The sequence below is a fragment of the Streptomyces sp. NBC_01255 genome (assembly GCF_036226445.1).
GTDB lineage: Bacteria > Actinomycetota > Actinomycetes > Streptomycetales > Streptomycetaceae > Streptomyces.
The window spans coordinates 3,682,701-3,705,431 of the sequence record NZ_CP108474.1 but is presented as its reverse complement, the minus strand read 5'-3'; the positions used below and the strand labels follow the sequence as shown (position 1 = coordinate 3,705,431).

Genomic DNA, 22,731 nt, shown 5'->3' with positions numbered 1-22,731 from the left:
CGGTTCAGACGGCGGAGATGTTCCGCCAGAGGTGGCTCCTGTCACTCGGGTTGCAGGTGTACAGCATCAGGAACGGCGGGCCGGGGATCATGCAGTCGCCGCTGTTCACGTTCTTGATGGTGTGACCGGCGGACGTCTTGGTGCCGATCGTCCACGACTGGAGGCTGGAGCCGTTGCAGTCCTTGGCGGTGAAGCCGGGTGTCCCGCCCGGCTGGAGGCAGAACCCGGTCTTCTTGTTGACCAGACGGAAGGTGCCGTTCCCCGTGGACGAGTAGGTCCAGGAGTAGGAGATGGTGCCGCTGCTGGGCGGTGTACCGCATGGGGCGGTGTTGACCATGACGCCGCCCCACGAGGGGTGGCTCTCGGACAGACACTCTCCGCTGGAGACGTTCTCGATGGAGTACGTCCCCGAGGGCCCCGAGCCGCCGCCGGTCGACGGCGGGGGAGCGGGCTGGGTGGTCGTCCGCGAGGGCTGCGGGGCGGGCTGCGTGGTCGTCGACCCGCCACCACCGCCTCCAGGGCTGGTCGTGGTCGAGCCGCCGCCGCCGGGGCTGGTCGTCTGCGACCCGCCGCCGGAGCCACTACCCGACCCGCTTCCGGAACCGCTTCCGGAATCACTTCCGGACCCGGCCCCGCCGCCGGACACGGCCCCGCCCCCGCCACCCGCGTCGCCGGAGCCGGTGCCGGGCGGCGGTGCCGCCGTGGACCCGCCCGGAGGCGGGGACGACGGCCCCGAGGAGGCGGACGGGGAGGCGGACGTCGACGCGCCCGGCTTCGAGGACGACGACGAGGGTACGGCCGCGGGGTTGCCGGGCGCCGGCTGCGAGGCGACGGCGGAGGGCGACGAGGAGGCGCCGTCGGCCGCCGCGTCGCGGCCGACCACGTACGGGCCGAGGGCGACGGTCAGGGTGGTGCCGGTCGCCACGACGACGGGCACGGCGAACACGACGAACCGGTTCCGCCGCGTCCGCTTCCCCGTGGCGGCGGCCCCGGTGATCGCGACGGCGTCCGGGGCGGCGGTCGCGGGCTCCTTCCCGCGCTGCGGGGTGAGCGAGGCGGTCGCGACGTCCTGGGCCGGCTCGATCCGCTCCAGCTCCGCGAGGTGCTCGGCGGTGGGCGCCCCGGCGGCGAAGGCCGCGCGCTCGCCTATGCGGTCGGCGACGGCGGCGGGCCACGCGGCTCCGGCAGCGCCCTCGTCGGCCCGGTCGACGAGCTCGGCGGCGGTCGGCCGGTCCGCCGGGTCCTTGGCGAAGCAGTTCCGGACGAGCGCGGCGAGCTCGGGGTCGGTCTCGGCGAGCTTCCCGAAGTCGGGCTCTCCGTGGACGACGCGGTAGAGGAGGTCGGGCCCGGAGCCCTCGCCGAACGGGGGCCGCCCGTTCGCCGCGTACAGCAACAGGCTTCCGAGCGCGAACACATCGGCGGCGCCGGTGAGTTGACGTTCGGCGACGGCCTGCTCGGGAGCCATGTAGGCGGGGGTGCCGATGACCATGCCGGTCTTGGTGAGCCGGCTCTGGTCGGCGGCGCGCGCCACGCCGAAGTCGATGAGGGAGAGGCCGTCGCCGGTCAGCATGACGTTGGACGGCTTGAGGTCGCGGTGCACCATGTCGGCACCGTGCACGACCCGCAGCCCGGCCGCCGCGTCCCGCAGCAGCCGCCACAGGGCGGCCGCGGGCAGCGGGCCGCCGTGCAGCCGGATGGCCTCGTTGAGGGTGATGCCCGGGATGAACTCCGTGGCGAACCACGGCGGTTTGGCCGTGCGGTCGCTCGCCAGGAGCTTCGTGTTGGCTCCGGCGGGCAGCCGGGCGAGGTTGTCGAGCTCGTGCCCGAAGTGGCTCAGGAAGTCGGTGTCCTCGGCGAGTACGGGAAGGACCCGCTTCACCGCCGCGAACTTCCCTGGCACGGCGCCGAGATAGACCCGCCCCATACCCCCGGAGCCCAGCACGCCGAGAAGCCGGAACGCCCCGATCTGGCGGGGATCTCCCGCCTCGAGTGGCATGGCTCCGCTGCCGTTCAGACTGCCCACACCAGAATGGTCTTCCAGTTCCCCCTGCATGGGCCACACATTAGCTGAGGGTGATTCACATCTGTACGGAGACCAAGTGCTTGTTTCCGTACGGCGGTTGAACGGTAGCCCTCCGTCGGTCACACGGCCGGGCCCGCCCCCCGGTCGCCCACCCGTTCCGCGAGGAGGGCCATCGCGCGGGACAGCTCGGACGCCGTGCCGAACGGGACGACCGCCGGAGCCCGCCCCGGGACGCGGACCCGGACACCGCCGGTCAGTGCCACCCGGGTGCCGCCGCCCGGCCCCGGCTCCGGGGCCGCCGCCATGCCGATGATCAGGAACCGGCTCTGCAGCCAGCACCAGCCCGGCCGGACGAAGCCGCGCAGGTGCGCGCGGAAGCCGTACTTGCTGCGGGCCAGCGCCTCGACCCGGTCTCCCGCGACCCGCAGCACCCGTACCCTCCTCATGTCCGGCTGGAAGCGGCCGAACTCGCCCTCCAGGTCCGCCATCACCGCCCACACCTCCTCGAACGGGACGGGCAGCACCTCCTCGGCGATCCGCGCGCCGCGGACCCCGGCCGCCATGATGCGCAGCCGCTCCACCGGGTCGATCTCGTACGTCGTCATCTCGTGCGCACTCATCTCGTGCCTCGTCATGAGGACCATGCCTTTCGGAAGCTCATCCGGGCCCGGTGCAGCCGGGACTTGGCGGTGCCGGCCGGGACGCCGAGGAGCGCGGCCGCGGCCTCCTCGTCCAGGCCCTCCACATCCCGCATCACCAGGACGGCCCGGTGCTCGGGGGACAGCCGGGCCAGTACGTCGTCGATGTCCGCGGCGAGCTGCGGATCACCGCGCTCGGGTACGTCGGCCAGCTCGGCGGGGTGGGCCCGCGCCGCCCGCCGGGCGATCCGTACCGCCTCCCGCACGGCGATGGCCCGCACCCACCCGTACAGCGCCTGCGGATCCTTCAGGGACCGCAGCGACCGGAACACGGCGAGCAGCGTCTCCTGGGTGGCGTCCGGGCCGTCGGCCAGGGCGATGGGGGTGCAGATCCGGGCGATGTACGGGGTGAGGTGGTCCAGGAGCTCGTGCAGCGCGAGGGTGTTCCCGGCCCGCGCCGCGCGCGCCAGAGCCACGCCCCGGTCACCCCGGTCACCCCAGTCCCCCCGCTCCTTCTGGTCAGCGGTCACGGAGGAACTCTTCCAGCAGCGGGTTCACCCGGTCCGGGCAGTCCAGGGTGAGCGCGTGCCCGCAGCCGTCCAGGACCGTCGTCTCCGCGTGGGGCAGGAGCCGCCCGAAGCGAGCGGCCTGGGCGGCGGGCAGGACGGTGTCCTGGCGCCCCCAGAGGACGAGCACCGGCTGCCGGGTCGCGGGCATCGCGGCCTCGGTCTCGCGCCAGTCCAGGCCGCGCTCCAGGCGGTAGACCGAGCGCCGGTTGGTGTCGCGGGTGGCGGGAGCCCAGGCCGCGTCCACGATTTCGTCGGTGATCCGGCCCTGGTTCACGAACAGCCCCCGCAGCGACGACTCGGTGGCCGACCGGCCCGCGCCGAGGCTCGTCAGGAGCTCCCCGGCGATCGGCAGCTTGAGGGCCTCCCACAGCACGGGGTCCCGTTCGTCGAGACCGGAGGGCGCGAGCAGGGCGAGCCGGCTCACCCGGTCCGGGTGGCGCTGGGCGTAGGCGAGGGCGAAGCCACCGCTCCACGAGTTCCCGCCGAGGGCGGCCCGGGGGATCTCCATGGCGTCCAGGAAGCTCCCGATGGCCGTGGTCATCCCGTCCAGGTCCCAGGTCAGGGACCGGTCGCGGAGCTCGGTGAACCCCTGGCCGGGGAGATCGAGAACGTAGACCGTGTGCGTCCGGGAGAGCGCGGCGAGCTGCTCGCGCCAGGCGAAGGTCGACGACGCGCCGGGCGAAAGAAGCACCACCGGCGAGCCGCCCGCGCCCTGGCGGACGTAGTGGAAGCGGGCGACGGGCGTCTCGACGTACCGGCCACCGGGCGGGGCGGCGTAGCCGGTCGCCTCGGCGGGCTGCCAGGCGTACGCCGTGCCCGCGACGAGCGCGGCAAGGGCCAGCGGCAGCGCGAGTGCCTTCCGGGCCCGGGGAGCGACCAGGCGGGTGGCGGCCACCCAGCCGAAGCCGAGGCAGAGCGGGGTGTAGAGGAGCAGATTGAGCCAGAAGAAGACCGGACCGGCCCCGTCGCCGACGCCGAGCGCCCACACCAGGCCGACCAGCCCGCGGACCAGGAGCCCGGCGGCGACGGCGAAAGTCACCAGCGCGGCGAGCAGCCCGGTGACCCGCCCGCCCCGCCCGTACGCGCCGGCGAGGACGGCCGCCGCAGCGCCGAAGAGCACCAGCGCCAGCGGCACCACCACGCGCGGCGCGAAGGACACGACCCCGCCGATGACGGCGAGCGACAGCGCCCGCTGGTCGGGTGCGGGCCAGGTCGGCCCGGTGGCCCAGTAGACGTGCGCGAGCCCGTCCAGGGCGAGCAGCCCGGCGACCGCCTGGCCTGCCCGCCGCCGTGTGCTGATGTCAACCACGAGATTCCCCCGGAGCGTTGGTGAACAACCGACACCCTGAGGAGGAGGCAGCCAGGGAGGACGTTCCCTGTGGGCCGCGTCACATCGCGCTCCACCGGGTCCGTGGGGCCGCCGCGACGCAGGCGCACACCGCGACGCGCGGGGGATGATGGGGAGAGAAAGACGGAACACGAGGTCAGGAGCTTCCATGGCGAAGCGGGTCCACCAACCCCGTGAGGACGCGGAGTTCGATTTCATCCTCAAGATGAGCGGGGTCCCGGTCCTCGCGTACTTCATCGGGACATGGCCCAAGGCGATCGAGCCCTGCCGGACCATGGACCTCGTCGTCGGCGGCATCGCCGACGAGTACGCGGGCCGCGTCACGGCCGTACGCGCCGACATCACACGCTGTCCGGCCGCGACCGAGCGGTACGGAATCACCGGAGCCCCGTCCTACGTCCTGCTGAAGGAGGGAGAGGCGGTGGCGCACGGCACGGGGCTCATGACCACCGCCGAGGTCCGGGAGTCCCTGGACGGCCACCTCTGAGACCGGCGTGGTGGGTCAGAGGGCCGTCGGGCCGGCGACGGCGGCTTCGACGGAGGCGTACGTGACGCCGTGGTCGGCCAGGGCCTCCGCGACGACCCCGCCGGTCATGGTGAGCGCCAGGAGGATGTGCTCGTCGCCGATCTCCCGGTCCTTGCGCGCCAGGGCCACCCGGAGGGACTTCTCCAGCACGGTCTTGGCCTCCCGGGAGAAGGACTGACGGCCCGACCACCATCCGGAGTCCTTGCGGTCGCCGGCCAGCGCGCCCGCCCCGTGGGTCTCCTCCACCCGCGCCACGATCGCGCCGACGTCGATACCGAGGTCGGCCAGCGCCTTCGTGTCGGCCCGGGACAGCCCCGCCCGACGCCGGGCGTCGGCCAGCGCGGCGATCAGGGACGGCCGGCGCTCCGGCGGGCACAGGCTGCGCAGCGCGGCCGAGGCCCGGGTGTCCTCCCGGTCGAGCAGGGCCAGCAGGAGATGGTCCTTGGTGACGACGGTCGCGCCGTCCCGTTCCGCGTGATCGACCGCCCCCTTCACCACGGCACGCGCCGCTTTCGTGAACCGTTCGAACATCACTGCCTCCCGTACTTCTTGTGGACGGCCTGCCGGCTGACTCCCAGTTCGGTCGCGATCTCCTGCCACGACCAGCCCTGATGGCGCGCACTGCGCACTTGGACGGCTTCCAGTTGTTCCAGCAATCGCCGCAGGGCGGAGACGGCCCGCAGCCCGACCCGGGGGTCACGGTCGCCCGCTCGCGTGGCGAGATCGGTCGCATCGGTCATGGTGTCAACTTACGTTGACAGGCCGTTTGGCGTCAACCTTGATTGACATTCGGCGCGTTCACCTTCATCCCGTTGCAACGTACGCGTGAGGGATGTTGCGTTAGGTTCGCACGACCGTTGCAATGAAATATGGGCGATGACCTGCGCGGATGCGCATCTGGCGCAACGAAGACGTTGCTCGATCCTTGAACGCAACGTAGCGTTTCTCTTGTCGGAAACGGCGCGGACAGAGAGTCCGGGCCCGGAGAACACAAGGAGCGCATCATGCAGAAGTTCGCCACCCCCGCCGCGATCGTCGCCGTCCTCGCCGTCCCGGCGGGCCGGATCCGGTTCATCGCCGCCGACCGGGCCGACACCACGGTCGAGGTCCTCCCCGCGAACCCGGCCAAGAGCAACGACATCAAGGCCGCCGAGCGGATCAGCGTCGACTACGCCGACGGTGTGCTGCGGATCGAGGCCGCCGAGCCGAAGAGCCGGATCCTGGGCAACTCCGGTGCGGTCGAGGTCACCGTCCAGCTGCCGGCCGGCTCCCGCGTCGAGGCCAGGACCGCCACCGCCGAACTCCGCGGAGTCGGACGCCTCGGCGACGTGACCATCGACAGCGCGCAGGGCACCGTCAAGCTCGACGAGACCGCCTCCGCCCGCCTCACCCTCCAGGCCGGTGACATCACCGTCGGCCGCCTGGGCGGCCCCGCGGAACTCCGCACCCAGAAGGGCAACATCACGATCGCCGAGGCGAAGACCGGCACGGTCACGGTCCGCACCGAGTCCGGCGACCTGGAGATCGGCGCCGCCCGCGGCGTCTCCGCCACCCTCGACGCCGGCACCACCTACGGCCGCATCACCAACACCCTCCACAACAGCGAGGGTTCGGCCGCAGGCCTGAACATCACCGCGACCACCGCCCACGGCGACATCACCGCCCGCAGCCTCTGACCACCACCCCGCCCACAGCCCTGCGACCCAGAAAGAAGGCCTGCCATGACCGTCACCGCCACCACCGCCGCCATCCACCCCGCTGCCTGGACCGGTACGGTCTGCGTCGACGACACCCGCCTCGCCGTCACCGACACCGGCGGCCCCGGCCGCCCCGTCGTCTACCTCAACGGCTCCTACGCCGACCAGAAGCACTGGCGCCACGTCATCACCGAACTCGGCGGCGACTACCGCCACATCACCTACGACGAGCGCGCCCGCGGCAAGTCCGCACTCTCCACCGACTACTCCTTCGCCGCCTGCCTGCGCGACCTCGACGCCGTCCTCACAGCCCGCGGCATCGAACGCCCCATCCTCGTCGGCTGGTCCTACGGCGCCATGCTCGCCGTCCACTGGGCCGCCCAACACCCCGACCGCGTCCACGGGGTCGTGTCCGTGGACGGCGCCATGCCCCACTCCTGGCTCGACGACGCCACCAAAACCCAGGTCCGCAAACTGTTCCGCCGCCTCAGCCCCGTCTTCCCCCTCGCCCGCCGGCTCGGCATGGCCGCCCGCATGAGCGCCGAACAGCACGCCGAGATCAACATCGAGGTCAACGAACTCTGCGCACCCACCCACCTCAACCCGGTCTTCGACCGCATCACCGCCCCCACCCGCTACGTCCTGGCCACCGGCGGCAACCTCGGCGGCGACCCCGCCCTGATGGAAAAGATCCGCGCCGACCTCACCCCCGCCACCACCCGCAACCCGAACATCCAGATCAGCACGAAGGTCCCCAGCAACCACTCCAAAATCCTCCGCAAGGACTACCGCGCCATCGCCGACACCACCCGCGAGATCGCCTGCGGGCGCTGACGGGCGGATGTCGACACGTGCCAAGGTGGCGTCAGGCGGGCTGCGGGGCGGGCATTGCCGGAGCGGCCGCGGTCTTGCGGGTCTCGTGCATGAGCAGCAGGCCGTTGACCACCATCAGTGTCGCGGTCAGGCAGTGCACGCCGAGCGCGGTGGCCACGGAGCCGTGGTGGGCCAGCACGTTGGCCATGTCGCCGTACGCGGCGAGGGCCTCCACCAGCAGAGCCCAGCCCAGCGCCCGACGGTGGCCCGTCACCAGCAGGATGCCCAGGACCAAGGCCAGGACGACGTCGCGGATTCCCTTGGTGATCAGGAAACCGCCGCCGTCGCCGGACGGCCAGCTCGGCAGACCGAAGCCAGGCGCCGTCGTCTCCGGGCTCAGGATGTACTCCGTCCCGAACCAGAGGATGAAGAGGATGAAGACGGCGGCCAGGGCGGTGTTGATCTTCTTCAGTGACATGGTTCTGCTCCTTGTGAGTCTTCGTCGGCTTGGTGAGCTTGGTGAGCTTGGTGAGCTTCGTGGAGCGTGCAGGGATCGTTCGGGGATCGTGCGCTGCCGGCGCGAGGCCGGCCCGCGGGCTCAGGCAAGAGCGGCGACGAGCAGGGTGAAGGCGGCGATGATGACGGCGACGCGGGCGTAGTGGAAGCGTTCCCAGCGGTGCAACTGCTGCTTCCAGTCGGCGGGTCGGTTGTCAGGGGTCCACGTCTTGTTCAGGTTGTTGATTGGGACGAGCAGCAGGATCGACATGACCACGCTGAGCATCAGCAGCGCGCCGGCGGTGACGACGAGTCCGGCGCCGTCGTGGCCCCATCCGGCGACGGCCCATGCCGCGACGAGGACGAGCGAGCCGATGTACCAGACCGGCATCACGGCGCCGAGCATCCGGCCCCCGTGCGCATGGCCGAGTTGGCGGCTGTCGTCGGGGAGGGCGTTGAGGATCCGGCTCATGACGAAGGCGACGGAGAACTCCACCCCCACCATCACGCCGACGATCACGGTGGTGACGACCTCGAGTGCGTTGAGCATGACGACCCCTCGGGAATCTAGTGCTGCTAGGTGATGAGGCAACGCTAGTGCTAATGCTGCTCTGTTGTCTAGCGGTGCTAGGGTCGAATCATGTCGGTACAGGAACGCAAGCATCGCGAACGGGCGGAGCGCGAGCGCCTCATCGTGGCGACCGCCCGCGAACTCGCCGAGCAGCAGGGCTGGGACGCGGTCACCACCCGTCGGCTCGCCGAGCGCATCGAATACAGCCAGCCCGTCCTCTACAGCCACTTCCGCGGCAAACGGGAGATCATCGGCGCCGTCGCCCTCGAAGGCGCCGCCGAGCTGGCCGCGGCGGTGCGGGCTGCGACCTCCGCCGCGGACGGCCCGCGCGCCCGGGTCGCCGCCCTCGCCCGCGCCTACCTCGACTTCGCCGAACGCCACCCGGCGGTCTACGACGCCATGTTCCAGCTCGACGGCGGTCTTCCGTACGCACAGGAGGACACCCCGGAGCCCTTGAAGGACGCCTTCGCCGCCCTACTGGAGAGCCTGGGCGAGGTCGCAGGGGACGGCGTTCACGCGGGCTTGTTCACCGAGGTGTTCTGGGCGTCCCTGCACGGCCTCGCGACCCTGACCCGGTCGGGACGGCTACTGCCAGAGGGTGCCGCGCCGAGGGTGGAGCTGCCGGTGGACCGGCTCGCCGCGGTCTGACGCACCTCCCCGGCGGGCACGGGCCCCGGCGGGCACGGGTCCCAGGGCCGGCCGTCAGGGGCAGGCCCGAGGGGTTGACGTTTCCGGCGGGCTTCTGGTGGGACCGCCCTCTTTCCGAGAGTCGCAGCTTCCGCCACCGCGTCAAGGGCAAGTCGGCTCCGCCGATGGCCTACGGCCACCCTTGACCCGGCGCCGGAAGCTGCGCAACAACTCTCGGAGGGCGGTCCGGGGGCCGGGGTCACGCCAGGGGCCCGGGCAGCGGCGGAGGTTGGAGGGCGCCTGACGGGCCGGTGGGGTGGGGCTTGGTTAGCGGCCGGGGCGAGTGGGTCCGCTGGGGTTGGTTCGGGGTGCGCGGCCGTTGAATGGGGCAGCCGGGCTTGGCTAAGCGGCGAACGTCCGTCCCTTGGCGGGGATTCAGGCCCGGCTGGTCACTCCCGGTGGGTGGAGAGGTGACTAACGTGCAGCTACTCCGAGTAACAGGCCCCGAGATAACCCCTAAAGGAGGCACATCACCCTTATCGGGCCGAGAAAGTGCACGAATGTCTCCCCGCCAGTCCCGAACCCTCACTAATCACGACCCTCCACCCACCGCGGCTATGACCACGAGGTCTACCGGGACAAGGTCCGCCGGTTCCAGATCGCCCGGGATCTCAGCACGTCGACCTCGCAGCCTGGTGCGAACGGGTCGAAGCCGTGCTCGATCAGCCAGCGAACTGCCAGCAGGCTTCGCAACGACCACCACGCGTGGATCACGTCGAGGTCGATGTCGGTGCCATAGCCGGCGAGGACGTCGTCGAGGTGCTCCTCGTGTCCGAGCGTGAAGGTGGCGAGGTCGTACAGGGCATCGCCCTGGCCTGCCTCGGACCAGTCGATGATGCCCGTCACCTCGTCGCCGTCGACGAAGACGTGCGCGATCTGCAGGTCGCCGTGTGTGAACGCCGGAGTCCACGGCCGGAGTGCGGCCTCGGCGACCTGGCGGTTACGGGTGACCAGGTCGGCGGGCAGGAGGCCGTTCGTCACGAGCAACTCGCACTCGTCGTCGAGTTCCGCCGTCAGCGCGACGATGGCCCGGCCGGCCCGGCCGGGCCGGGGCGGCAGCGGCGCGTCGTGCAGCTTCCGGATGGCGGCGCCCGCCGCGGCCCACGCCGCCGACGACCCGGTCGACGGCCCGCCGAGGCGCCCGAGTGTCGTCCCCGGGAGCGCGGCGATCGCGAGCACGGGCGGCTTGCGCCACAGGACCTCCGGGGTCGGGACCGGCGCGAGAGACATCGCCTCGACCTCGACGTCGATACGCGCCTGATCGGCGTCCACCTTCAGGAACACGTCGCCGACGCGCAGGGTCGCGCGCTCGGAATGGGCGACGACGACCTTGACCTCATCCATGGGCGACCAGTATCCCGGAGGTGATCGCCGACGTCGCCGGACTTATCGCATGCGATGACGCAGCTGACCGCTTCCCGACAGCCTCGTGCGCGACCCCACTTGTCAGGGGTCCTCAGCGGCGAACGTCCGTCCCTCGGCGGGGATTCGGGCCCCGCTGGTCACTCCAGGCGCACGACCCTCCACCCACCGGGACAGACCAGCGGGGCCTGAATCCCCACTGCCCATCGGCCGCGACTCGCCAAGCCGAGCCGGGCCGCCCCATTCAACAACCGCGCACCCTGAGCCGACCGGAAGAGGCTCACTCACCCCCGCTACGAACCCAGCCCCCACCCACCGGCCCGACGGTCGCTCTCCGACCCTGGCCGCTGCCCGGGCCCCCGGCGACCCCGGCCCCCGGACCGCCCTCCGAGAGGTCTTTCGCTCCTGGAGGCGCCCTTGACGCGGTGGTGGAAGGTGCGACTCTCGGAAAGAGGGCGGTCCCACCAGAAGCCCACGAAGCAGGCCCACCCCCTGCTAGCTCAGAGCGGCCAGGACGTGCGGGGCCGCCTCCGCGAGCGTGTCGAAGTGGCGATGGGCGCCCTCCACCAGCTCCGGCCCGTTGACCGACCAGACCGTCATCCCGGCCGCGAGCCCCGAGCGGACCCCCGACGGAGCGTCCTCGATGACCAGGCACTCCGCGGGATCCGCGCCCAGCTTCTCGGCCGCGAGCAGGTACGGGACAGGGGACGGCTTCCCCTCGGCCACCGAGGCCGCGTCCACGATCAGCCCGGGCAGCGGCAGCCCGGTCCGCTCGAAGCGCCCCCGCACCCGGTGTTCGTAGTTCGACGTGACCAGCGCCCACCGGTCCGCCGGAAGGCCGGCGAGCAGCTCGGCGGCCCCGTCGAAGGCCGTGTACGTGCCCGTACGGACGTCCTCGTCCTCCAGCTCGTGCAGCAGGGCGAGGCACTCGTCCGGGTCGTGTCCCGGGGCGACGGCCGCGAAGGTCTCGACGGGTCGCGTCCGCAGGGCGACGGCGTACACCTCGTCCCCGTCGAGCCCGTACCGCGCGGCCCACTCGTGCCACATGCGGCGCTGGTTGGCGACGGCGTCCATGAGGGTGCCGTCGACGTCGAAGAGAACGAAGGTCCTGGAGGTCACGCCCCGGATGCTACGACGAGCGGTCCGAGGCGCGACCGGCAGGCCCTGACCCGTACCGGGTCAGGCGACCGTCATCACGACACCGACGTGAACTTGGTCCCCTCGCCCGCGTACAGCGAGGTCGTCGTCTTCGTGAACGGCGCCGACCACGACCCCGTCCCGAGGAACACGTGCGTCCCCGCCGACCCGTACGCGACGAGGTCGGGCCGGCCGTCGTTGTTCGTGTCGCCGGCGCCCACGAGCTGGCTGTAACCGCCCCAGCCCGTACCGATCTTGGTCCGGGCCGCGAACGTACCGTCGCCCTTCCCGAGGTACAGCCACAGCACGCCCGCCGCGTCCCGGGCGACGAGGTCCCCGGCGACACCCCCGGCGATGTTCCCGACGGCCGTCAGCTGGTTGTAGACGCCCCAGCCGGGCCCGATCTTCACGCGGCCGGCGTACGGCACGGTGGAGCTGCCCGTGCCCTTGTAGAACCACAGCAGGCCGGACGCGTCGGTGGCGACGAGGTCGGCCTTGCCGTCACCGTTCAGGTCGGACCCGCCGGCGAGCTTGTTGTAGACGCCCCAGCCGGGGCCGACCTTGATCCGGGTCCCGAACGTGCCGTCGCCCTTGCCGGGGTAGTTCCACAGCACACCGGCCGTGTCCCGTCCGAGGACGTCACCGACGGCGGAGCCGCCGTTGTTCCCGGCCGCCTCGATCAGGTTGTACGTGTTCCACCCGCTGCCGATCTTGACGCGGGGCTTCGCCGGCGTCACCTGACCGCCCACCGGCCAGTCGAGCAGGTCGTCCCGCCACAGCACGCCCGACGCGTCCCGCGCGAGCAGGTCGGCCGAACCGTTGTCGCTGTAGTCGTGCGGGTTGGCCTTCCGGGTCACCTTGAAGGCGCCCGACGCGTATCCCGGGTACCCGATGGCGTTGGTCGGCGTCAGGGTGACGTTCCAGGTGTAGTCGCCGTTCGGGGCGCTGAACCCGTCCGAGGTCAGCCCGTCCCACGTGAGCCGCGCGGGCGCGGCAGGCCGCGTGAGGCGCTTCGTGTACGTCTTCCCGGTCGCGGTGTGCCGCAGGGTGACGTCCATGTTCACGTTGTACCGGGAGAGCTGCCACTCCATGGCGACCTGACCGCCGTTGCGGTCGAGGTCCGCCACGCCGGGGACCGTGCTGCCGAGGACGGTCGGCGCGGTGGACGCGCCGGGGGTGCCCGCGATCAGCGAGGCCGTCGGGTGGTCGCCCTCCGTGATCTTGAACAGTCCTTCCCCGTCGGTCGACTTCCCGCCCTGGACGTAGATGCTTCCGTCGGGCGCGGTCGACGTGGACGTGAAGTGGTCGAGCAGCGTCACTGTCTCGCTGGTGAGCACGTTCTGCGCGGTCAGAGCGTGCAGCGGGTTGGCCGTCGGGGCCGTGAGCCCGTCCGGCACGCCGTACAGCACCCAGTCGCCGGAGAACCCGACCACGACACCCTTGGAGCCCGCGCCCAGCGAGACGCGCTTGAAGGGCGCGTACTCGCTCCGCTTCTCGATCGCCACCCTGGCGGCGCCGTCCACGTACTCCGTCCACGCGATGTACGACGGGCTGATCGCGGTCGTGACCGTGGCCGGGTCGAACGCCAGGAGGGCCCGCTCCTCCTTCAGGAAACCGCCGCCGAGGTCCGCCAGCGCGCGGCGGTACATCGGTCCGGTGCTGCCGTCCTCCGTGTAGACGACGACCACGCTGGTGAGCGAGTGGGACAGGACCTTGTAGTCACGGCCGCGGCCGAAGGGCGTGATCTTCTCCTGCTGCTGCACGCCGTTCACCCGGGTGAGCCGGTAGAGGTCCTCGCCCCCGTACGTCGGGTTCGGCACGCTCAGGAAGAGCGTCGAACCGGCCGCCCCGGCGACCTTGTAGCCCGCCCCGAGCCCGACCGGCTCCACGTAGGTCGAGACCCCGTTCCCGCTCATGTCCCGCAGGATGAAGCGGTACCCGTCGCGGGTGACGATCGTGTCCGAACGGCTCTGGTACGCGACCGATGACGGAACCGGCCACGTGACGCCGTCGTCGAAATACGTCCACGTCAGTGCGGACCCGCCCGCGCCGTCGTCCTTCGAGGTGAGGAACCCGGCGGTCCCGGCGCTGACGAGCTTCTCGCCCGCCGGGAACGTGATGTCCTGCGCGTCCAGCGGCGCGGCCGGGGCGGCGACGGCGGCCACCGCTGCGGGCGCGGTGACGAGCGTCCCGCCGACGGCGGAGACGGCGAGCACGGCGGTGACGGCCACGGCGAGCCGACGGCCGCGTATGTGCGCGTGATTCATGATGCGTATCCCCCCAGGGATGCGGGCCCGGTGTCACTCAACACCGCGCCCGCTCCTCATGATTGCTTAGGAAACGCAGCGTACGAGACGAACGCGGACCACGTCGCGGGCGATACGGCGAGCTGGGGGCCGTGGGGGACTTTGGAGTCGCGGAGGTGGATGGTGGTGGGGTGCGCGGCGACTTCGATGCAGTTGCCGCCCTCGCCGCTGCTGTAGCTGCTCTTGAACCAGGCCAGATCGGTGGTGCTCATAGCTCTCCCAGCATCTTCTCGATCAACTCCAGGGACTCGCGGGGCGTGAGTGCCTGCGCCCGGATGATCCCATAGCGCTCTGCGTACACACGTACCTCTTCAGGGTCGGTGATCAGCCGAGCGTGGCCGTAGATCTCGGTGTAAGCGACCTCGCGCCGCCCTTGCGGCGTCAGCAGCGTGAACGCGCCGTCGAGGGAGGGGTGGTCCTTCCTCGTCAGTGGCATCACCTGGAGATGGACCGTGCGCCGACTGGCGATGTCCAGGATGCGGCGCAGTTGTTCGTGGTGGACGCTGAGGCCGCCGGTGGGGCGGCGCAGAATGGCCTCCTCCAGGACGAAGCTGATCGTCTTCGCTGGCCACTTGTCGAAGAGCGACTGGCGGGCCAAGCGGTCGGCCACCCATTTCTCAATCGTCTGCTCGTCCCAGACGGGCCGCCGATGGCGCATCACGGCCCGTGCGTATGCCTCCGTCTGCAACAGGCCAGGCACCGCCTGTACTTCGTAGTAGTGCAGGGCAACCGCCAAAGCTTCCGCCGCAGCGAAGCTCCGGAACCAGTCCGGGTGCCGCACCCGCGCCCTCGCCTGGGCGTCCCGTAGATCATCCACAGCCGCCACCAACACCCCGCCCGCGTTCAGCACGGGGTCCGCCCGGATCAGGAAGTCCGGTTGGGGGATTCGTACGCCCCGCTCCATGGAGGAGATCAGGTCCTCGCTGCAATGCGTGATGTCGGCCAGTTCCGCCTGGCTCAGGCCCGCGTTCTTCCGCAGCACCTTGATGATCTTTCCGAGCGCACGAAACAAGTGCGCCGTACCGTCCGCTTCGGAGGGCCGTTCCGGCCGCTCCTCCTCGTTGCCCGACATCCGTACCGCCCTCTTGGCGCACCCGTACAGTGACTCAACGTCGTCGCGTCGCTGCTGTTCAGCGTAGGGCGCACCCACCACTCTCAGGGGCATGAAGTCCGAAACCGCCACCCCAACCGGTGAGTTCACGCTCCGGCTCTCGGCCACGCGCCGGGGCGCACGTCTGGCGCGGCTACTCGCCGTGCAGCAGCTCCACGAGTGGGGCGTGACCGGTTCCGCCGCCGAGGCGGCCGAACTGGTCGTCGCCGAGCTCGCGAGCAACGCCGCCCTTCAGGGCCGGGTGCCGGGGAGGGACTTCGAGGTGCGGATGGAACGCGCCGACGACCACGTACGCATCGAGCTCTCCGACGCGCGGGGCGAGCGCCGCCCGTTACCGTCCGGGCAGCCCGACGAGGGCGGCTACGGGCTGCTGCTCGTAGCCGCCCTCGCGACCGCGTGGGGCGTGAAGGACCGGTCCGTCGGCAAGACGGTCTGGGCGACCATCCCCACCGTTCCGCCGGTCCCGCTCGCGCCTTAGAACACCGTCGGGGCGTACGAGTTGGTCGGCAGGTACGTGGACTCCCGGACGGGCGCGAAGGGTGCCTTCCAGTCCCCGGTGCCCTTGGCGAAGTACACCGTCTCGTTGCGGTACGCCACGAGGTCCGGCCGCCCGTCGCGGTCGACGTCGCCCATCGCGGTGGGCGGGAAGGTGCCCCAGCCGCCGCCGATCCGGGTCCGGGGGGCGAACGTGCCGTCACCCTTGCCGAGGTAGAGCCACAGCACGCCGTCCTTGTCGCGGGCGACGAGGTCACCGGCGGGTCCGCCGCCGATGTTCCCGGTGGCGGTGATCTTGTTGTAGATCCCCCAGCCGCCGCCGATCCGCACGGCCTTCGAGAACGGGGCGGTGGCGGATCCGGTGCCCTTGTAGAGCCACAGGACGCCGGCCTTGTCGGTGGCGAGGAGGTCGGGGCGGCCGTCGCCGCTCATGTCGCCGCCGCCGGTGATCCGGTCGTAGATCTGCCAGCCGCCGCCGACGCGTACCCGGGGCGCGAGGGTCCGCCCGGCGCCCTGGTGGAGCCAGAGGACCCCCGACCGGTCGCGGGCGACGATGTCCGCGTACGCGGATCCGGCGATGTTCCCGGGCGCGACGAGCACCTGGTCGTAGGTGTTCCAGCCGGTGCCGATCCGTACAGGGGCCCTCTTCTGCCAGACCGGTCCCCGCTGGTAGGGGTCCATGTGGCTGTCGTGCACCAGCAGCTCACCGAGGTCGTTCCGCAGGAGCAGGTCCGAGCTGCCGTTGTCGTTGAAGTCGTGCGAGGTGGGCTTGCGGAGGAGCTTGAAGGTGCCGGTGCGGACGAGGTCGGGGCCGACGCGGTCCCAGGGCGTCGCCGTCAGTTTCCACGTGTACTCGCCGTTGTAGGCGGTGATGCCGTCGTCGAAGAGACCGTCCCAGCGCGCGGTGTGGACTCCTTCGGTGATGGTGGGGAGGCCCGGCGTCGCCGTCTTCCCGGTCGCCTTGTGGACGAGTTCGAGGCCCGCGTTCGCGCCCCGGCTCAAGGTCCAGGTCAGGGCGCCGGCGCCGGGCAGGTCGAGGTCGAGCGTCGTGGGGACGGTGTGGCTCGCCAGCTCCAGGGTGGTGGGCTGGCCGGTGCTCGCGACGAGGGTGGCGACGGGCCGGGCACCGGCGGTGCCGGGGGCGATGCGGTAGAGGCCCTCGTCGTGCTCGAAGGTCCCGCCCCGCACGAGCTGGGTTCCGTCGGGGCCGGCCGTGGAGGTCAGCGTGTGTTCCAGGAGCTTGACCGGCTCGCCACCCGACAGGGGGCGGGCGTACAGCGAGTACAGGGGGTTCGCCGTGGTGGGCGCGTTGACCGAGTAACGCCGGTGCGTCAGCCAGTCGCCCACGATCTGGATGGCCACGTTGCCCGTGCTGCCCGTGTCGTGGCGAACGGTCTCGGCGGTGCCGCCCCGCCGCGCCACGGCCACCTTCACCGTCGAGTCGGCCGGCTTCTCGACCCAGGCGATGTGGGTCGCCGACAGGGCCATGCCGATGACCGGGACGTCGGACGTCTCGTGCTCCTCGACGACCGCGTGGGTCGCGACGTCCACGATGGTCACGCGGCTCCGCTTCACCCCGTCCACCGTGACCGTGTACCGGACCAGCACGGTGCCGGGCGAGTCCACGATGACGAAGGGGTTCACGATCTCGGCGGGCAGCCCGGTCACCGTGTGGTCGACGAGGACGCCCTGCTCCTTCCCGACGAGGTGGAGCTCCGTGCCGCCGGTCGCGGCGGCCTTCCTCATGACGAGGGTGCTGCCCGCGACCCCGGCGAGGGTGTAACCCTCGCCCAGGGGGCGGGTGTCGACCTCCAGCGGGTCGCCTCCCGTCGCCATGTCGGACAGCGTGTAGACGCCGCTCCCGTCGGTCCTCGCCACGATGTCCGTCTGCTTGGCGCCCCGGTACGAGCCCGGCGGGAGCACGGTCGCGACGCCGTCCGCGTACCGCGTCCACCGCCAGGTGAGCTGTTCGCCGCTCTGGGCGCTGAGGAAGCCGGTCGGACCGGCGCTCACGACCGTCGCGTCGACCGGGAACGGGACGGCGATGTTCTGCTCCGCCGCCACCGTCGCCGCGAACGAGGTCGTCGGCGCGGAGGCCCCGGCCGTCCCGCCCGCCGTCACGGCGAGGGCGGTGGCCACGGCCGTGGCGAGGGCGAAGCGGTACCGGGTGCTTCTCGTACGCGTCAAGGCTCTGTTCTCTCTTCGGCTGCGCAGGTCGGGTGGCGGGTCAGAACATCAGGGTGCCGTCACGGACGAACCGCCGCGACGAGTCGATCGACACCTCCTTCGGGAAGGGGTTCCGCCAGTCGCCGCTGCCGGGGTAGAAGAGGAGGCTGCCCGTGTCGCCGCCGGTCACATGACGGACGACGAGGTCGGACCGGCCGTCGCGGTCGGCGTCACCGACGGCGATCAGGTCGGTGTAGTAGCCCCAGTCGCTGCTGATCCGGGTCCGGGCGGCGAACGTGCCGTCGCCCTTGCCGAGGTAGAGCCAGTCGACGCCGTCCTTGTCTCGGGCGATGAGGTCTCCGGCGGGGCCGCCGCCGATGTTCCCGGTGGCGGTGATCTTGTTGTAGATCCCCCAGCCGCCGCCGACCCTCACCCGCGGCCGGAAGGGAGAGGTGATGGAGCCCGTGCCCTTGTAGAGCCACAGGGCGCCGTCCTTGTCGGTGGCCAGGAGGTCGCGGCGGCCGTCGCCGCTGACGTCGAGGCCGGCGGTGATCTTGTTGTAGATCCCCCAGCCGCCGCCGACCCTCGTACGCGTCTTGAAGGGGACGGACGGAATGCCGGTGCCCGCGTACGACCACAGCACGCCGCTCTTGTCCCGGCCGAGCAGGTCGGCGTGGACGGTGCCGCCCAGGTTTCCGGGGGTGACGATCCGGTCGTACGTGTCCCAGCCGGATCCGACGACGACCTCCGACAGCGGGTCCGTTGTGTTGCTGTCCAGGAACTGTCGGGCGTCGAAGACGGAGAGCCGGCCGCCACTGCGGAAGAGCAGGTCGGGCGAGGTGCTGTTCGAGAAGTCGTGGTCCGCCGGCCGGCCGATGACCTTGAACGAGCCCGTCAGCTCCGCCTTCTCGCCGATCCCGTTGTAGGGCACGGTCGTCAGTCGCCAGGTGTAGTCGCCGTTGTGGACGGCCGTGCCGTTGTCGAAGGTGCCGCCCCAGTTCAGGCTGACGGCCCCCTGCGTGGTCGCGCCCAAGGTCGCGCGGGCCCCCGTCGCCGTGTGCGTCAGCTCCAGGGTCACCTTCCCGACGCTGCTGCCGCTGCCCTGCCACTTCAGCGGCACGCCGTTCCTGGCGACGGAGAAGTCGACGGTCGCGGGGACCGTCACGCCGGTGACCGTGTACACGAGGGGGCGGCCCGTGCTCGCGACGAGGATGGCGGCCGGTTCGCCGTCCGCGCCGACCGTGAGCCGGTAGAGGCCCTCGCCCTGCGCGAGCGTGGAGCCCTGGACGAGGAGGGTGCCGTCGCCGGTGGGGACGACACGGTGCACGAGGTCGAGGAGCTTGACCGTGCGGCCGTCGGTCAGCGAGCGGACCGTCAGGGCGTGCAGGGGGTTGGGCCTGGCCGTCGCGAACCCTCGCGGATCGCCGTACGCCACCCAGTCGTCGCCCAGGACCCCGAGCGCCAGCGTCGCGTTCGAGCCCACGGGGACCCGCGTGGCGCCCTCCTGGCCGCGCTTGGCCAGCCAGAGGGCCGTGGTGGTGTCGCTGGCGTACTCGCTCCAGACCACATGGGTGGCGGAGGCGGTCACGTCGGGGCTCGCGATGCTCTCGGTGAGCACCCGGTTCTCCGTGACCTTGGCCGTGGCGACGTCCACGAGGAGCGCGCGCAGGACGCTCTGGGCGGAGTCCCAGTAGCGGACGAGCAGCTCGCCCGGCGCGACCGGGAAGTAGGAGCGGACGGAGGTGGTGTCGGGAACCCCGGCGACCTTGCGGTTCAGGAGGGTCCCGTCGGCCGCCTTGCCGACGAGGTGGACGTCCGAGCCGCCCCCGGCGCGCGGGACCTCCATGACGAGGGTCGAGCCCTCGGCCCGTACGAGCCGGGCGGTCGCGCCGACGGAGGTGGTGTCGATGACGACGGGGGCGACGCCCGTGGCCATGTCGTACAGGTTGTACGTCGTCCCGTTGACCTTCTTCACGATCACGTCCGAGCCGGCGCTGCCCTCGTACGTGCCCGCGGGCAGGAGGGTGGTGACGCCGCCCTGGTACCGCGTCCATCGGTACTCCGACTGCCCGCCGGAAGGAGCGGCCCAGCGGACGGACAGGAAGCCCGTCGGTCCGTTGCCGGTCACGTACGAGTTCGGCAGGAGCGCGGCGGCACTCTCCTGGGCCGTACCGCTCGAAACGGCGGTCGTCGTCTCGGTGGTGGCGAGGGCCACGCCCGTCGTGAACGTGCCCGCGCAGGCGGCGGCGAGGGCCACGGCGACGGCGGCGGTGAGGTGGCGGCGGGACGAACCGGTGTGGGACAAAACGGAGTTCTCCCTCGAGTGATGTGGGTGCGGCGATCCACGCCGCACCCACATGACCTCCGAGTGCGTCGCAAGGTTGTACGACTATCCGGAATGCCTCGGGCCAGTCAGGCCCGTCACGACACCGACGTGTCAGATGACCGGGTTGTGCGCCGTCGAGCCCGGCAGGTAGACGCCGATGCTCGTGCGCGGGGCGAACGGGGTCGAGAGGCTGCCCGTGCCCTGGTGGACGTACGAGCCGCCGGCCGGGCTGTACGCGAACAGGTCGGCGCGGCCGTCGCCGTTGATGTCGCCGGCGCCGACGAGGTGGGTGTAGCCGCCCCAGCCGCCGCCGACGCGCACGCGCGCGCCGAAGGTGCCGGTGCCCGTGCTCGGGTACAGCCAGAGGACGCCGGTCGTGTCACGGGCGACGAGGTCGCCGTGGACGGTGCCGCCGAGGTCGCCGGTGGCGGTGATCTGGTTCATGGCGCCCCAGCCGCCGCCGACCCGCGTCCGACTGCCGTAGGGGGTACGCCAGTTGCCCGTGCCCTTGTAGAGCCAGAGGACGCCGGAGGTGTCGGTGGCGAAGAGGTCGGACCAGCCGTCGCCGTTGACGTCACTGCCGCCGGTGATCTTGTTGTACGCGTTCCAGCCGGGGCCGATCTTGGTGCGGGGCGCGAAGGTGCCGTCGCCCTTGCCGAGGTACAGCCAGAGGTTGCCGTCCTTGTCCTTGGCGACGACATCGCTCACGGAGGCACCGGCGACGTTGCCCACGGCCTCGATATGGCTGTAGACGCCCCAGCCGGAGCCGAGCAGCGTGTGTGTGGACGTGGGGACGCCGTCCTGCGGCGTCCTGCTGTTGATGTCGTCGCGCCAGACCCGGCCGGCGGAGTCCCGGGAGAGGAAGTCCGGGGTGCCGTTGTCGGAGTAGTCGTGCGCGGCGGTCTTGCGGACCACTTTGAGGGCGCCGGTCTTCTTCACCTCGGGGCCGATGCCGCTGCGCGGCTTGACGCGGAGCTCCCAGGTGTAGTCGCCGTTGTAGGCGTCGAGGGAGGAGGAGACGAGCCTGCCCGACCAGTCGACGGTGGCCTTGTTGTGCGGGTTGGCCGTCGGGTTGTCGGTCCAGACGGGGATCTGCTCGGTCTTGCCGGTGCGGGTGTGCTTCAGCGTGAACGTGCCGTCCACGTTCGCCTGGGTCAGGGTCCAGCTGAATCTCGCCCCCTGGCTCTTGTCGAGGTCGACCACGGTCGGGGCGGCGTCCTGGGAGACGATCCCGAGCGCCGTCGGCGTGTTCGCGGTCGCGACCGTGGTGACGGTCGGTGCGCCGCCCGTCGCGTTCGCCGAGACCTTGTAGACGCCCTCGCCCGAGCCCGCGCCCTCGGTGAGGCTGCCGCCGCGCACGACGAGGTTGCCGTCGGTGTCCGAGACCGCGGTGACGACGTGGTCGAGGAGCTTGACCGGCGTCCCGCCGCCGAGGGGGCGAGCGACCAGCGGGTAGTGCGGCGACGGACCGTAGGACTGGTAGCCACCGACGCTGGTGTAGGTCACCCAGTCGCCCAGGAGACCCGTGCGCATCACCTCACTGGCGCCGACGATGCCCAGGTTGGTGGTGGTGGTCGCGCCGCCGCCGCGCGGGGCGGTGTGGAGGAGGGCGACGCGCTTCCCGCCGAGCGGTCCGTCGGGGTAGTCGTACTCGATCCAGGACCAGTGGGTCGCGGAGAGCGCGACGTCGCCGAACTCCAGCGAGCCCGCCGGGCGCGTCTCCAGGACCTCGCCGGTCTCGGTGTCCACGGCGGCCAGGTGGTAGCGGAGGGTTGCGCCGCTGCCCGTCTCGTACACGATGACGGCCGTGCCGGGCGTCGTGAGGACGACCTTGGTCACGTTGGCGTTGCCCGGGATGCCGGGTACGGGGATGGGGGGCGTCGGGTACTTGCTCCCTCGGAGGATCTCGACTCGCACGGCGCCGGTGTAGCGGTCCTCGGTGACGGTCACGAGCGCCGAGCCGATGACCCCGCGCGAGGAGGTGCCGTTGTTCATCGTGACGCCGCCCACGGTGGTTCCCGGGTTGGCCATGTCGTACATCGAGTACGAGAGTGAACCGGGCGTGGCGCCCCAGACGATGTCCGAACCCTGTCCGAAGAAGCCGGTGTTCGGAGTGTTCAGGAGGGTGGTGGAGCCGTCGGCGTACTTCGTCCAGAGGTAGTCGGTCCTCAAGGGGTCGTAGTGCCGGACCGTGCTGAGGAAGCCGGTGGCCCCGGCGCTGGTGACCCGCGCGCCCTGCGGGATCGTGCCGATCGCCTCGGCCGTCTGCACGATTGCCGGGCCGGGGACGGGGGCCGCCGTGGCGGGGGTGACGGCGAGTGCCGTGCCGGCCGTCAGCGCCAGGAGGGCGGTGACGGCAGCGGCGAGGTGACGTCGGGGAGTACGCGATAGAGACAAAGGATCGTTTCCTCTGTAGTCGTCGGAATCAGTCGTCGGAACCAGAAGGGGAAGCGGGGGGCTG

General features: G+C 71.5%; 21 protein-coding genes. 5 read left to right on the top strand and 16 right to left on the bottom strand.

Annotated elements, in window-relative coordinates:
- Window positions 1–4 precede the first annotated feature (4 nt).
- The 4 genes from OG357_RS16300 to OG357_RS16285 form a co-directional block, all read right to left on the bottom strand.
- The gene (locus OG357_RS16300) at window positions 5–1,996 is read right to left on the bottom strand and encodes a serine/threonine-protein kinase (protein WP_329621834.1); all 1,992 of its coding nucleotides are present in this window, start codon (window positions 1,994–1,996) and stop codon (window positions 5–7) included.
- A gap of 146 nt (window positions 1,997–2,142) precedes the next feature.
- Window positions 2,143–2,658, bottom strand: coding sequence for a hypothetical protein (locus tag OG357_RS16295; protein WP_329621833.1), 516 nt, complete (start codon window positions 2,656–2,658; stop codon window positions 2,143–2,145).
- Window positions 2,655–3,191 carry an RNA polymerase sigma factor gene (locus OG357_RS16290; protein ID WP_329621832.1) on the bottom strand — a complete coding sequence of 179 codons (537 nt, stop codon included), beginning with the start codon at window positions 3,189–3,191 and terminating at the stop codon, window positions 2,655–2,657. The genes OG357_RS16295 and OG357_RS16290 overlap by 4 nt, the downstream gene beginning before the upstream one ends.
- Window positions 3,181–4,539: an alpha/beta fold hydrolase gene (locus tag OG357_RS16285; protein ID WP_329621831.1), complete on the bottom strand. Its 1,359-nt coding sequence runs from the start codon at window positions 4,537–4,539 to the stop codon at window positions 3,181–3,183. Before OG357_RS16285 ends, OG357_RS16290 begins: the two co-directional genes overlap by 11 nt.
- A 187-nt stretch (window positions 4,540–4,726) precedes the next feature.
- On the opposite strand from OG357_RS16285, the gene OG357_RS16280 reads away from it, so the two are divergent.
- Window positions 4,727–5,065 (top strand): thioredoxin family protein, encoded by a 339-nt coding sequence (locus tag OG357_RS16280; protein ID WP_329621830.1) that lies wholly within the window; start codon window positions 4,727–4,729, stop codon window positions 5,063–5,065.
- Between the two features lie 15 nt (window positions 5,066–5,080).
- Here the strand turns inward: OG357_RS16280 and OG357_RS16275 are convergent, their stop codons facing one another.
- Entirely contained in the window at window positions 5,081–5,635 is a 555-nt protein-coding gene (locus tag OG357_RS16275; protein WP_329621829.1) for a Clp protease N-terminal domain-containing protein, read from the bottom strand.
- Window positions 5,635–5,844, bottom strand: coding sequence for a helix-turn-helix domain-containing protein (locus tag OG357_RS16270; protein WP_317598173.1), 210 nt, complete (start codon window positions 5,842–5,844; stop codon window positions 5,635–5,637). Before OG357_RS16270 ends, OG357_RS16275 begins: the two co-directional genes overlap by 1 nt.
- A 264-nt stretch (window positions 5,845–6,108) precedes the next feature.
- On the opposite strand from OG357_RS16270, the gene OG357_RS16265 reads away from it, so the two are divergent.
- Together OG357_RS16265 and OG357_RS16260 are read left to right on the top strand one after the other, a co-directional pair.
- Window positions 6,109–6,780, top strand: coding sequence for a DUF4097 family beta strand repeat-containing protein (locus OG357_RS16265; protein ID WP_329621828.1), 672 nt, complete (start codon window positions 6,109–6,111; stop codon window positions 6,778–6,780).
- A gap of 45 nt (window positions 6,781–6,825) precedes the next feature.
- Window positions 6,826–7,635, top strand: coding sequence for an alpha/beta fold hydrolase (locus tag OG357_RS16260; RefSeq protein ID WP_329621827.1), 810 nt, complete (start codon window positions 6,826–6,828; stop codon window positions 7,633–7,635).
- Window positions 7,636–7,666: 31 nt separating this feature from the next.
- On the opposite strand, the gene OG357_RS16255 is transcribed toward OG357_RS16260, so the two are convergent.
- Both OG357_RS16255 and OG357_RS16250 read right to left on the bottom strand, forming a co-directional pair.
- On the bottom strand, window positions 7,667–8,092 hold the full coding sequence (locus OG357_RS16255; protein WP_329621826.1) for a DUF4267 domain-containing protein: 426 nt from the start codon (window positions 8,090–8,092) through the stop codon (window positions 7,667–7,669).
- Window positions 8,093–8,212: 120 nt separating this feature from the next.
- On the bottom strand, window positions 8,213–8,659 hold the full coding sequence (locus OG357_RS16250; RefSeq protein ID WP_329621825.1) for a DUF1772 domain-containing protein: 447 nt from the start codon (window positions 8,657–8,659) through the stop codon (window positions 8,213–8,215).
- 90 nt (window positions 8,660–8,749) lie between these two features.
- Here OG357_RS16250 and OG357_RS16245 point away from each other — a divergent pair, with 90 nt between their 5' ends.
- Window positions 8,750–9,328: a TetR/AcrR family transcriptional regulator gene (locus tag OG357_RS16245; protein WP_329621824.1), complete on the top strand. Its 579-nt coding sequence runs from the start codon at window positions 8,750–8,752 to the stop codon at window positions 9,326–9,328.
- 609 nt (window positions 9,329–9,937) lie between these two features.
- Here the strand turns inward: OG357_RS16245 and OG357_RS16240 are convergent.
- The 5 genes from OG357_RS16240 to OG357_RS16220 all read right to left on the bottom strand — a co-directional run bounded on the left by OG357_RS16240 (window position 9,938) and on the right by OG357_RS16220 (window position 15,244).
- On the bottom strand, window positions 9,938–10,711 hold the full coding sequence (locus tag OG357_RS16240; protein WP_329621823.1) for a phosphotransferase family protein: 774 nt from the start codon (window positions 10,709–10,711) through the stop codon (window positions 9,938–9,940).
- Window positions 10,712–11,224: 513 nt separating this feature from the next.
- Window positions 11,225–11,848, bottom strand: coding sequence for an HAD family hydrolase (locus OG357_RS16235; RefSeq protein WP_329621822.1), 624 nt, complete (start codon window positions 11,846–11,848; stop codon window positions 11,225–11,227).
- A 74-nt stretch (window positions 11,849–11,922) separates the two neighbouring features.
- A complete protein-coding gene (locus OG357_RS16230) occupies window positions 11,923–14,133 on the bottom strand; it encodes an FG-GAP repeat domain-containing protein (RefSeq protein ID WP_329621821.1) in 2,211 nt (736 codons plus the stop codon).
- A gap of 56 nt (window positions 14,134–14,189) precedes the next feature.
- Window positions 14,190–14,384, bottom strand: coding sequence for a DUF397 domain-containing protein (locus OG357_RS16225; RefSeq protein ID WP_329621820.1), 195 nt, complete (start codon window positions 14,382–14,384; stop codon window positions 14,190–14,192).
- Window positions 14,381–15,244 carry a helix-turn-helix domain-containing protein gene (locus tag OG357_RS16220; RefSeq protein ID WP_329621819.1) on the bottom strand — a complete coding sequence of 288 codons (864 nt, stop codon included), beginning with the start codon at window positions 15,242–15,244 and terminating at the stop codon, window positions 14,381–14,383. Before OG357_RS16220 ends, OG357_RS16225 begins: the two co-directional genes overlap by 4 nt.
- A gap of 91 nt (window positions 15,245–15,335) precedes the next feature.
- Between OG357_RS16220 and OG357_RS16215 the strand changes: the two genes are divergently transcribed.
- Window positions 15,336–15,761, top strand: coding sequence for an ATP-binding protein (locus OG357_RS16215; RefSeq protein WP_329621818.1), 426 nt, complete (start codon window positions 15,336–15,338; stop codon window positions 15,759–15,761).
- Here OG357_RS16215 and OG357_RS16210 read toward each other — a convergent pair.
- The 3 genes from OG357_RS16210 to OG357_RS16200 all read right to left on the bottom strand — a co-directional run bounded on the left by OG357_RS16210 (window position 15,758) and on the right by OG357_RS16200 (window position 22,667).
- A complete protein-coding gene (locus tag OG357_RS16210) occupies window positions 15,758–17,965 on the bottom strand; it encodes an FG-GAP-like repeat-containing protein (protein WP_329621817.1) in 2,208 nt (735 codons plus the stop codon). The genes OG357_RS16215 and OG357_RS16210 overlap by 4 nt on opposite strands.
- Before the next feature lie 40 nt (window positions 17,966–18,005).
- The gene (locus tag OG357_RS16205; protein ID WP_329621816.1) at window positions 18,006–20,249 is read right to left on the bottom strand and encodes an FG-GAP repeat domain-containing protein; all 2,244 of its coding nucleotides are present in this window, start codon (window positions 20,247–20,249) and stop codon (window positions 18,006–18,008) included.
- A gap of 132 nt (window positions 20,250–20,381) precedes the next feature.
- Window positions 20,382–22,667, bottom strand: coding sequence for an FG-GAP repeat domain-containing protein (locus OG357_RS16200; protein WP_329621815.1), 2,286 nt, complete (start codon window positions 22,665–22,667; stop codon window positions 20,382–20,384).
- Window positions 22,668–22,731 lie beyond the last annotated feature (64 nt).